Annotated in this window: 12 protein-coding genes; 1 reads left to right on the forward strand and 11 read right to left on the reverse strand. The window is 39.2% G+C overall.

Annotation, left to right across the window (positions count from 1 at the left end):
• Nucleotides 1–171: 171 nt before the first annotated feature.
• From cysA to AACQ49_RS09205, 7 genes are all read right to left on the reverse strand, one after another.
• Entirely contained in the window at nucleotides 172–1,260 is a 1,089-nt protein-coding gene (gene cysA / locus AACQ49_RS09175) for a sulfate/thiosulfate ABC transporter ATP-binding protein CysA (RefSeq protein WP_004248424.1), read from the reverse strand.
• A 19-nt stretch (nucleotides 1,261–1,279) separates the two neighbouring features.
• Nucleotides 1,280–2,122, reverse strand: coding sequence for a sulfate/thiosulfate ABC transporter permease CysW (gene cysW / locus AACQ49_RS09180; RefSeq protein ID WP_004243804.1), 843 nt, complete (start codon nucleotides 2,120–2,122; stop codon nucleotides 1,280–1,282).
• On the reverse strand, nucleotides 2,122–2,955 hold the full coding sequence (gene cysT, locus AACQ49_RS09185; protein WP_004243805.1) for a sulfate/thiosulfate ABC transporter permease CysT: 834 nt from the start codon (nucleotides 2,953–2,955) through the stop codon (nucleotides 2,122–2,124). Before cysT ends, cysW begins: the two co-directional genes overlap by 1 nt.
• The gene (cysP, locus tag AACQ49_RS09190) at nucleotides 2,955–3,986 is read right to left on the reverse strand and encodes a thiosulfate ABC transporter substrate-binding protein CysP (RefSeq protein ID WP_004248426.1); all 1,032 of its coding nucleotides are present in this window, start codon (nucleotides 3,984–3,986) and stop codon (nucleotides 2,955–2,957) included. Before cysP ends, cysT begins: the two co-directional genes overlap by 1 nt.
• A gap of 251 nt (nucleotides 3,987–4,237) precedes the next feature.
• Nucleotides 4,238–5,134 (reverse strand): Dyp-type peroxidase, encoded by an 897-nt coding sequence (locus tag AACQ49_RS09195; protein WP_004248427.1) that lies wholly within the window; start codon nucleotides 5,132–5,134, stop codon nucleotides 4,238–4,240.
• A gap of 148 nt (nucleotides 5,135–5,282) precedes the next feature.
• Entirely contained in the window at nucleotides 5,283–5,873 is a 591-nt protein-coding gene (locus AACQ49_RS09200) for an RpoE-regulated lipoprotein (RefSeq protein ID WP_161779013.1), read from the reverse strand.
• Nucleotides 5,874–6,167: 294 nt separating this feature from the next.
• Nucleotides 6,168–6,605: a GNAT family acetyltransferase gene (locus AACQ49_RS09205; protein ID WP_161779014.1), complete on the reverse strand. Its 438-nt coding sequence runs from the start codon at nucleotides 6,603–6,605 to the stop codon at nucleotides 6,168–6,170.
• A 133-nt stretch (nucleotides 6,606–6,738) separates the two neighbouring features.
• On the opposite strand from AACQ49_RS09205, the gene hemF reads away from it, so the two are divergent.
• A complete protein-coding gene (gene hemF / locus AACQ49_RS09210; protein WP_036907770.1) occupies nucleotides 6,739–7,647 on the forward strand; it encodes an oxygen-dependent coproporphyrinogen oxidase in 909 nt (302 codons plus the stop codon).
• A gap of 79 nt (nucleotides 7,648–7,726) precedes the next feature.
• Here the strand turns inward: hemF and AACQ49_RS09215 are convergent, their stop codons facing one another.
• The 4 genes from AACQ49_RS09215 to AACQ49_RS09230 form a co-directional block, all read right to left on the reverse strand.
• On the reverse strand, nucleotides 7,727–8,095 hold the full coding sequence (locus tag AACQ49_RS09215) for a hypothetical protein (protein WP_237612813.1): 369 nt from the start codon (nucleotides 8,093–8,095) through the stop codon (nucleotides 7,727–7,729).
• 191 nt (nucleotides 8,096–8,286) lie between these two features.
• Entirely contained in the window at nucleotides 8,287–9,777 is a 1,491-nt protein-coding gene (gene der, locus AACQ49_RS09220; RefSeq protein ID WP_049256198.1) for a ribosome biogenesis GTPase Der, read from the reverse strand.
• A 119-nt stretch (nucleotides 9,778–9,896) separates the two neighbouring features.
• Complete coding sequence (gene bamB / locus AACQ49_RS09225) at nucleotides 9,897–11,069, reverse strand: outer membrane protein assembly factor BamB (RefSeq protein ID WP_004243816.1); 1,173 nt, start codon at nucleotides 11,067–11,069, stop codon at nucleotides 9,897–9,899.
• 14 nt (nucleotides 11,070–11,083) lie between these two features.
• A complete protein-coding gene (locus AACQ49_RS09230; RefSeq protein WP_004243818.1) occupies nucleotides 11,084–11,704 on the reverse strand; it encodes a YfgM family protein in 621 nt (206 codons plus the stop codon).
• Between the last annotated feature and the right edge of the window lie 3 nt (nucleotides 11,705–11,707).

Raw genomic sequence — 11,707 nt, forward strand, 5'->3', positions numbered from 1 at the left:
GAAGAAATCATATTTAACTTATTAACGCAATAAAATTAACATTTTTTAATAGATTTTATTCTTTTTCGTGTTATAGCCTGTATAGTTAGTTTTACTCAATAGCCAAAATACCCATGCAAAAAAATCTGCATGGGCAGTCATTAACTGTAATAAAAGAATAATGCTATTTTTTTAAGCTGTGTATGCCAGTGAAACTGTTGTTAAGGGACGATCTTGTGCATATAACCGCGCTTTTGCACCGCCCATATAGTAAATATCACCTTTATGGGGTATTGATGTCATATCATTCCATACCGCGCTAATTGGCGTATTTCCCCACTCAATAGGCTGTAAAACCAATTGCCAATAGTGTCCTTTAGGAGTCACTTCTATTACTTTGACGGGAAGTTTACATAAGCTATCACTATGCGGGCTAAGTGAAATTTCCCAAGGACGCAAAAAAACATCAACTTTGCCTTGATAGAGCGGCGTAACCGATAAAGGTAAGTGATAGCCAGCAATTTGTAATTGCGCACCATTAATTTCACCTTGGAGATGATTAACATCTCCGAGAAATTCTAAAACAAAGCGACTTTCAGGCGTATGCCAAACTTGTTGCGGTGTACCCACTTGTTCGATTTTGCCATTTCCCATAATAACGATGCGATCAGCGACTTCCATTGCTTCTTGTTGATCATGGGTGACAAAAACACTGGTAAATTTAAGCTCACTATGTAATTCCCGTAACCAACTGCGTAATTCAGTTCTCACTTTGGCATCTAACGCACCGAAAGGCTCATCGAGTAATAAAATTTGCGGCTCTACAGCCAATGCTCTCGCTAAAGCTACGCGCTGTTTTTGCCCTCCTGAAAGTTGTGCAGGATAACGCTGTGCTAAATGAGGCAGTTGGATCATCTCTAATAATTGCGTGACTTTTTTATCAATCGCGGCTTTGTTAGGACGTTCGCGACGTGGTAATACGCTTAAGCCAAAGGCAATATTTTCAAATACCGTCATATGGCGAAACAGTGCATAATGTTGGAAAACAAACCCAACTTTGCGCTCGCGAGCATGTAAGCGACTGACATCTTGCCCTGCAAAACAGATTTTACCTTCCGTTTGATGCTCAAGTCCTGCAATGATACGTAATAATGTGGTTTTACCTGAGCCTGATGGCCCCAATAGCGCCATCATTTCACCGGAATTGACCGTTAAATTCACGTCATGCAACACTTCAGTGCGATCAAAATATTTTGTGACATGATTAATTTCAATACTCATATTTTGCCCCTGTTTTGCGTTATTGCTGACGTTCTAAATGCCATTGCAACGCACTTTTAACCATTAATGTAATAATTGCCATCATGGCAAGTAATGCTGCTGCCGTAAAAGCCCCCACAGTGTTGTAGTCTTGGTGCAAAAGTTCGACCTGTAAAGGCAGTGAATAGGTTTCACCACGAATAGCACCCGAAACAACAGAGACGGCACCAAATTCCCCTATAGCACGTGCATTTGTTAAAACCACACCGTAGAGCAATGCCCAACGAATATTAGGTAATGTCACTCGCCAAAACATTTTCCAACTACTGGCACCTAATAACACAGCAGCTTCATCCTCTTGGCTTCCTTGGCTCATCATCACCGGGACAAGCTCTCTCACAACAAAAGGACAAGTGACAAATACCGTCACTAATACCATACCGGGCCAAGAGAACATTAACTGAATATCGAATTGTTCCAACCACTGCCCTGCCCAACCATTGCTACCATAAAAAAGCAGATAGAGCAGTCCCGCGACGACAGGAGATACCGCAAATGGGATATCAATCAGCGTCATTAACCACTGACGCCCCGGAAAACGAAAACGCGTAACAAGCCATGCCATACTAATACCAAACAACATATTTATCGGTACAGTAATTAAAGCGATAAGTAGCGTAAGCCAAACAGCATGTAACATATCGCTATCTAGCAAGTTGTCGGTAAATATTTCTATGCCTTTTGAAAACGCAGTCATAAAGATCCACGCAATAGGCACCACTAAAAATAAAATGGATAACACAACGCCTGTAAGGATCAATCCCCATTTTACCCAATCAATTTGGCGACGATAAAGAGAGCGTTGTTGCGCTATATCCGACATTAATGCCCCCTTAATCGCTTGCCAAAGCGGCTTTGTAATCCATTAATTGAAAACAGTAAGACTAATGAAACCAATAAAATAACAGAAGCGACCGCGCTGGCTGCAGGATAATCAAACTCCTGTAATCGAATAAATATCATCAAAGAAACCACTTCGGTCTGCCATGCAATATTGCCAGCAATAAAAATAACAGCACCAAATTCCCCTAAACTACGCGTAAAAGAGAGCGCCGTACCGGCTAATAACGCCGGAGACAATTCAGGTAACACAACTTTACGGAACGTTTGCCAACGGTTTGCCCCTAATGTTTCAGCCGCTTCTTCATATTCAGGGCCTAACTCTTCTAAAACAGGTTGCACCGTTCTGACCACAAACGGCAAACTAGTAAAAGACATCGCCACAGCAATACCAATCCATGTATTGATCACCTTGATATCAAACTTATCTAACACCAAGCCATACCATCCTTGTGTAGAAAACAACGTTGCTAAGGTTAATCCCGCTACCGCTGTAGGTAAGGCAAAAGGTAAATCCATTAATCCATCAAGAAACTTTCTGCCGGGGAAACGATAGCGCGTAATGATCCACGCTAATAACATGCCAAAAATAGCATTAAAAATACTTGCAACACCGGCTGACAACAAAGTGACTTTATACGCTGCCACGATTTGAGGGTGGGTTATCACCGCCCAATATTGTGCCCAACTCATTTCAGATAACTGCACAACCAGCGCACTCATAGGTAGTAATAAGATCAAACAAGTATAAAAAAGCGTACTACCTAAACTAAGCCCAAATCCGGGTAATACTCGCTTGCTGGCTGTGGCAAACATTATTGGCGTCCTTCTAATAATAATTTATCTAGCGTGCCATCTGTAGCAAAATGCGTTTTCATCACTTGGTTCCAATCACCAAACACATCTTCAATGGTAAATAATGAAGTCGCTGGAAATTGATCTGCTTTTTTGGCCATCACCGCTTTATCATTTACGCGATAGTTAAATTGTGTGATGATCTCCTGCGCTCTCGGGCTATATAAATAATTTAAGTAAGCTTTGGCGAGGTTTTCTGTTTTATTGCGTTGCACATTTTTATCAATCCATGCCACAGGAAACTCCGCTAAAATATCTACAGGAGGGACAATAACTTGATAATCATCTTCACCATATTGCTGGCGAATATTATTTACTTCAGACTCAAAACTAATTAAAACATCACCAAGTCCACGTTCAATAAATGAGGTCGTTGCCCCCCGTCCCCCGGTATCAAATACCGCAACATTTTTAAGTAACTTTGTCATAGCATCACGGGTTTGCGCTTCATTTCCATAAGCTTTTTCAAACGCTCCCCATGCGGCTAAATAGGTATAACGACCGTTACCTGATGTTTTTGGGTTAGGGAAAACCACTTTGACATCTTCACGGGTCAAATCTTGCCAAGAAGTGATATTTTTAGGATTTCCTTTACGAACCAAATAGGCCATGGTGGAATAATAAGGTGAGCTATTATTAGGTAGACGTTGTTGCCAATCAGCAGGAATAAGCTTGCCTTTATCATGCAAAATTTGTACATCCGTCACCTGGTTATAAGTGACAACATCCGCAGGTAAACCTTGTAATATGGCTAATGCTTGCTTAGAAGAGCCAGCATGCGACTGTTTGATAGTGACTTTGTCATCAGGATGTTGAGCATCCCATTGAGTTTTAAAATCACTATTAAGCTGTGTAAATAACTCGCGAGCAATATCGTAAGAGCTATTAAGTAATTGAGCTGCATTTGCATAACTACTCGCAACCAAAGACAATGCAACGGTTGCCTGTAATGCAAAAGTTCGGATTGTTTTGTTCTTCATTATAGTACCCATCAGCGTAAGTCTTATTCTAATGGTTACTCTATCGGCTTTATTTATAACAGTGTAGTTAGCTTTTGTTATTTGATATAACTAATAGCTATTATAAATGGATAAAGAGTGAGATTGCCCAAATAAATAAGCATCATAATGATTTAACTGAAAATAATTCAACATTGAGATATCGAGAAACGACCTCGTCAAAATAAAAACGCCAGCATAGTAAATGATACTGGCGTGGCAAAATAGCAGTGTAACGCTAAGACTTACAGAGCGGCTAATACTTCATAAGAAGGAGCGAAATAGTAGCTACCTGTCACAGGTTTACTCATACGCAGTAAATCATCGTATTTACCATCAACTTCACCAAACATACTGAGTAATTGCTGTTCAATATTATATAAACGGCCACAGTAAGCTAAGAAATAGAGGCCATGTTTACCACTAGCAGTTCCATAAGGTAAGCTATGACGCAAAATCGCTAACTCTTCACCATTTTCTTCAATAGCAACACGGGATACATGAGAGGTAATATTGCGTTCTGATTCATCCAACTCAATGCTCTCTTTTTTAGTACGACCAATCATTTTTTCTTGATCTGATTCACTAAAACGCGCCCATTTTTTTAGGTTATGCTCATAGCGTTGAACTAAAACATAGCTACCACCAGCATCAATACCTTCATTAATTAAAGCAACACCATAGCGCTCGTCACCAACAGGATTTTCTGAACCGTCAATAAAACCACTAAGATCACGCTCTTCAATCCAGCGGAAACCGTGGATCTCTTCTTCTATTTGGAGCACGTTACCAAAAGCAGCTATTGCAGCTTGCGCTAATGAGAAATTCACATCATGACGCATGGATTGGATATGGATAAGTATATCGCGCTGAGTCGCAGGAGCTAACCCTTTACCTAATGGACGAAATGGCTTTAACTCTGGCGCACTATTATTATCTGATAATTTTTTCCAAAGATCTGAACCAAAAGCTACTACGGCACCTAATGAAGCATCAGGATACTGTTTTTGTAATTCGCTAAGGGATTGCATAAATTGTTGGCAGCCTTGACGTAGTTGATCAATTTCCCCCACCACCATTGCTTCAATAAATAGACCGAATTTACTATGTGCGACTAAAATACCGCTTTGTGCATGAGACATATTGCTTCCCTAATAAATAATAAAAAACATATAAATTAATGTGGTTTATTATATCCAACATTTATTTTTAGGCTTTGCTATTTAACAAATTTTTGTTAGCAGAAAAGGTAAATATAAAATTATTTTATTAATAACACTTAAAAATAACCTATTTTTGCCAAACAATTTGTGTTACCTGCCAATTTGCTAATGTTTCATCGGGTGGCATTAGACCATCAGGGCCATCCCATTGCCCAGCAAAAACATAGCTCACTGATTTTGCTTGTTCTGATTGGCATTGAATGGTTTTTTGTTTATCGACTTTCGGCCCGTTACTGCACATACCAAATGCTTTTTTATAAATATCTTTAAATGGTGTACCTATTGTCGTTCCCCACGCTGTTTTCGCATTAGGATCAGATACCGTGATTTTATCTACTGTGCCCTTTTCTTGGCCATAAAAAGCCACTTGTACTTTTTCATCTTCAAGTGCTTGCACAATAACTATAATATTGCCTTGTTGCATTTCCATTCCTTGTCGGTAATGGAAACGGCTACCCAACTCTTTTTCGAGCGCTTGCTCTGTCACTGCCGTTGAAGCGGTGATATTACCTAATCCATTTGCAGAAACCGTTAACGTCTCATTTGAGAACCAATTCATTGGATTAAGTGCAGAAAAAGACATTCCCCCCATGGATGAACAGCCACTTAATAGCAAGACACTTGTGCTTAAACACAAGGGTAACCAAAATTTAGGCATTATAAATACTCCATTTCACTTTTTCGTTATAAATTCAATTGATGCTAAGGCAACAAGTTTTTACTCGCGTTAAACTAAAATAACTGAATACTTCAGACTAGTTACGACCATAACTCAGCCAAGTTTGTTCCCTTAAATCGACAATATCAGATTTTATCCAGTAAATAAGCAAGGTTAAGTTCTTTTTTATCGAGGCAACATCATGATAGGAAAGAAAGTACAAAAAAAGAAAATCCTCTCTATTAACCGATTAAAATTATCTTAACCGTCAATAAAAGAGGATTTAGCGAAGAATTAAAGATCGAAGTCCTGAACGATAATTAGGCGTTTAGTGTAAGCCGTATTCTCTTGATTTTGATCTTCATAGAGAAGCTTTTCAAACATACAAATAGTGGCATCGTTCTCTTCGGGGATCATTAAAGTAATTTGTGGACACCCTTTTGCAATGAGTTTTTTCTCTAGCCGAGAGATTAGTGCATTGGCAATTCCTCTACCGCGAAACTCAGGATGAACGCCCAAATAGTAAAGCGAGCCACGATGACCATCATAGCCTCCCATTACACTACCGACTATTTCGCCAGCAACCTCTGCGATTAAAAAGAGATCGGGGGAGTGGTTAATCTTTCGTTCAATATCAATTTCAGGATCATTTTCTGGTGAGATCAAGTCGCAACGTTCCCAAAGTGTAATGATTGCCTCAAAATCATCTTGACGGAATACACGTATTTCCATTGTTTTGCCTGTTATCTTTCACAAGTTACTAAATTTATTATCCCTTGTTTACTTTATCAATCAACTTCAAAATGAGAGCATAGGTCATATCGCGTTCCATTTTTAATAAATATGATAAAAACTGTAGGTTATTATGAGTTTACCTGATATTCATCGTGTGCAATCATTTTTTTTGTCGTTGCAAGATAGTATTTGCCATGCTATTGAAAATATAGACCAAAAAGCAACCTTTCAGCAAGATAATTGGCAAAGAGAAGCTGGCGGTGGTGGTCGTACTCGAGTGCTCACCCAAGGTGCTATTTTTGAACAAGCGGGTGTTAATTTTTCCCATGTTTATGGAGATGCCTTACCTGCATCAGCCACGGCTCATCGCCCTGAATTAAGCGGTCGTCGTTTTCAAGCAATGGGCGTTTCATTAGTTATTCACCCTCTTAATCCCTATATTCCTACTTCACATGCAAATGTTCGTTTTTTCATTGCTGAAAAAGAGGGAGAAGCTCCTGTATGGTGGTTTGGTGGAGGCTTTGACTTAACGCCTTATTATGGATTTGAAGAAGATGTTATCCATTGGCATAAAGTGGCTAAATCTGTGTGTGATCCCTTTAGCCAAAATTATTATGCTCGATATAAAAAATGGTGTGATGACTATTTTTATTTAAAACATCGTAACGAACCGCGTGGTGTTGGTGGTCTATTTTTTGATGACTTAAATACTCCTGATTTCGATCACTGTTTTGAATTTGTACAACATGTCGGGCAAGGCTACCTGGATGCCTACTTGCCGATTGTCGAAAAACGCAAATCTATACCCTGGGGAGAGCGTGAACGCCAATTCCAACTTTATCGCCGTGGCCGTTATGTCGAGTTTAATTTGGTTTGGGATAGAGGCACGCTATTTGGTTTACAAAGTGGCGGACGTACTGAATCCATTTTAATGTCAATGCCACCATTAGTGCGCTTTGCATATGATTATCGCCCTGAACCTAATACTCCCGAAGCTAAGCTGTATACTGATTTTTTAATTCACAAAGAGTGGGTATAGCAGTTACTGACGCATTAAAACTAAAGCCATTTATTTATTATAATTGGCTTTAGTTTGGTAAAAATTACTGCTTTATTAATTAGTCATTAAATAAAAAGGCGAGTAATCCAGTCACTTTATTTTTATTTTCCCACCCCTCTCCTCTCATACAAATATCAAAATACTGTTTACGCTCTGATTCATTGGCATCATAACGAGAATAGGAATAATAATTTGAATTAGGAATAGTAACTTCTTTACCATCTACTGTTATCGTTGAAGAAGAAGGATAGCTATAATTTGGCGTTGAACTCAAATAATGCTCAGGGTAGCGTTGTTTTGCTTCTTGCATGCATAGATTTTTAGCGATATCTAAAGGTGTGGGATTTTTCATATTTACTTGCCATTTTTCTGGCGTAGCACAGCCAGAAAGTAAAAAAATAGCAAAACCCATAGTTATTTTTTTCAAAGTAAAAAACTCATTAATACGAATAGTAATCAGTTACAATTTAACTGTTTTTTGAAAAAAATACTTAATTTTTGCTTAAATTGTTTCGGTTTCTTTTATGAAAGTATGAAGAATTCATCAATAATCAATAAAAAAACTGAGTCCAGTGAAACGAACTCAGTTTTTATTCTACATTTAACTGGCTATTTAATTTATTTTGATTTCTTTAAATGAGCCATTAAACGCTTACGTTTACGTATTTGCGAAGCTGTTAATTTATTTTTCTTATCCGCATAAGGGTTTTCCCCTTCTTTAAATTGAATACGGATAGGAGTTCCCATCACTTGTAGTGTGCGACGGAAATAATTCATTAAATAGCGTTTATAGCTATCAGGTAAATCAGACACTTGGTTACCATGAATAACCACGACAGGTGGATTATATCCCCCAGCATGGGCATATTTCATTTTTACACGGCGTCCACGAATAAGAGGGGGTTGGTGATCATCCTCTGCCATCTTCATTATGCGCGTCAACATTGATGTACCAACACGACGTGTCGCGCAAGTATAGGCTTCTTGAATCGACTCAAACAGATTACCAACACCACTACCATGTAATGCCGAGATAAAATGAACGCGGGCAAAATCAACAAAACCTAATTTGAGATCAAGCATATCTTTAACTTGTTCGCGATCTTCTTGGGTCATACCATCCCATTTATTGACAGCAATAACTAAAGAGCGTCCAGAATTAAGAATATAACCTAATAAAGAGAGATCTTGATCCGAAATACCCTCACGAGCATCAATAACAAGTAGTGCAACATTACAATCTTCAATCGCTTGTAATGTTTTGATCACTGAGAATTTTTCTACCGTTTCTTTTACTTTTCCGCGTTTACGAACGCCAGCGGTATCAATAAGGATATACTCCTTACCATCACGCTCCATCGGTATGTAAATACTATCACGGGTAGTGCCTGGCATATCGTAAACTACAACACGCTCTTCACCTAACATACGGTTAGTCAGAGTTGATTTACCTACATTAGGGCGGCCTACAATAGCTAATTTAACAGGAAGTGTTGTCGGATCGAAATCATCCTCTTCTTCCTCTTCTTCTTGCTCTTTCTGCTCTGCTTCTAAAGCAGCCCAATAAGCGGCATTCTCTTCTTCTTCTGTTAATTCTTTCTCTTCTTCGACGACTTTACCCACAATAGGTAACAACGCTTGCTCAATCAGTTGAGAAACACCACGACCATGTGAAGCAGCAATAGGGAATATTTCCCCTAATCCTAAAGAGTAGAAATCAGCCAAAGCGGTATCAATATCGATACCATCTGTTTTATTCGCCACTAAATAGGTTTTTTTCTCAACACCACGCAAGTGTTTAGCAATACCTTGGTCGGCTGGCATTAATCCTGCTCGCGCATCGACTAAAAATAGCACAATATCGGCTTCTTGAATGGCTTGCAGTGATTGTGATGCCATACGGGTTTCTACACCCTCTTCTGCACCATCAATACCACCAGTATCAATGATAATAAATTCTTCACCGTCTAATTCTGCACGACCATATTTACGGTCACGGGTAAGTCCAGGAAAATCCGCAACTAATGCGTCTCTTGTGCGTGTTAGTCGGTTAAATAATGTGGATTTTCCCACATTAGGGCGCCCTACTAAGGCAATAACGGGTATCATTTTTTGATGCCTCATAAAAATACAATCATAAATCTGATGGTATTTTACATGTAAATACTAAAAAGACGAAACGGCTCCTTTAAAGGAGCCGTAAAATAATTATATTTGTCAGTGCTTAATTACCGACGATATAGATAAAGTTTACCGTCACGTGCTTGGATCATCAGTTTATCTTGAACAGCCTGTGGACGGCTTAATAAACCTGAGCTATTTACTTTATTTTGAGCAATAAATTTGCCTGTACTGGTATCAATCCAATGGAGATAGCCTTCTGCATCTCCCACCACTAAATAACCATCAACGATAGCCGGGGCGGTTAAATTACGGTGCAGTAGATCTTCTTGTGTCCATAATGTCACACCATCAGATTTGCGCACAGCTAAAACTCGGTCATTTTGGTCAACAAGGTATAGATTGTCACCCAAAAGTACCATGTCATTAACTGAACCTAAATCACGTTTCCAGATGATCTGCCCTGAACGCATATCTAGACTGACTAAATTACCGTTGTAAGCCATGGCATAAACAGTATTTTCATCAATAATTGGCGTAATATCGACATCATTTAAGCGGCTGATCTCAGTAGAGCCTTTCACTTGTGAAATATTTTGCTGCCAAACTAATTGCCCTTGAGATAACACTACCGCACTAACACGGCCATTATCAGCGCCCACAATCGCTGCACCATAAGCAACAGCTGGTGCTGATTCACCACGTACGGATAATGATGGTGTATCTAAGTTGACCGTCCATGATACTTCACCTGTCAGCAAATCAAGCCCTTGCAACATACCGTTACTGGTATGAATAAGCACTAAACCATCACTAACAACAGGTTTGGAAATCGCTTCTCCGGCAACATCTGTTTCCCAATCAATAGAACCATCATCTGTATTTAAAGCATACACTTTTGCTTTTTCTGTACCGACAAAAACACGAGTACCAGAGACGGTTAAACCACCGGAAAGTAATGCTGATTCATTAGAGGAGAAGAAACCTTTTTTAGTTGAGAGATCTTGAGACCAAATCTCTTTACCCGTTTCTAATTCTAATGCTTTAACTACCCCATGGCGATCAGCGACATACACAACTGAACCATCCCATGCTGGTGACAAGTGGGAATAGTATTTTCCAATACCATTGCCAACCGATTTGTCCCACACCACATAAGGGGTAAATTGGCTCTGCACCTCAGGCAATGGAGACATTGTCACATTATCCTGCTCACTAGAACACCCAGCTAATAATGCTGATGCTAGTAGACCGATCAGGAGAGTTTTACGCAGTTGCATGTCTGAAGATCCCTTTAATTGGATAAATTATTGAGTTTAAGTTCAACCAATGAGCGAATAGCGCCTGCATTTTCATCATTCAATGCATTACGATAAGCGGCGGCTGCACCTGCGTTATCGCCTTTTTTCGCTAATACATCACCACGGATATAATTTTTCATTCCATCCCATGCTTTACTTTTCACTTGCTCTAATGAAATTAACGCAGCATCAGTTTTATCTAATGCCAGTTGCACACGAGCTAAGCGAAGGTTAAGCATATCTGCAAATGCTTCATTCTTTACCATAGATATTGCTTTAGTCAGGTGAGTTTCACCTTTGGCTAAATCGTTGGCATCAATCGCTAATTGAGCTAACTCTAAAGAGGCTAAAGCACCATAAATATCGTTAGTTTCAGAAACAAATTTTTCGGCTAATGCGATATTTTCAGGCGTTGGTTTAGTTAATGCTTCATTTATTGTTGCAAATTCACCCGCACTCTCTTGTAGACGGTTGGCTTGATGTGATTGCCAATATTTCCAACCCCAAATTCCACCCACGCCAATGACAATAGCGAGAATGATCGTTAAACCATAATTTTTTAAAAACTGTTTAATTGCATCAACTTGTTCGTTTTCGGTGCTATAAACTTCCACAAG

This window comes from Proteus sp. G2675, from assembly GCF_963886535.1.
GTDB classification, from domain to species: Bacteria; Pseudomonadota; Gammaproteobacteria; order Enterobacterales; family Enterobacteriaceae; genus Proteus; species Proteus mirabilis.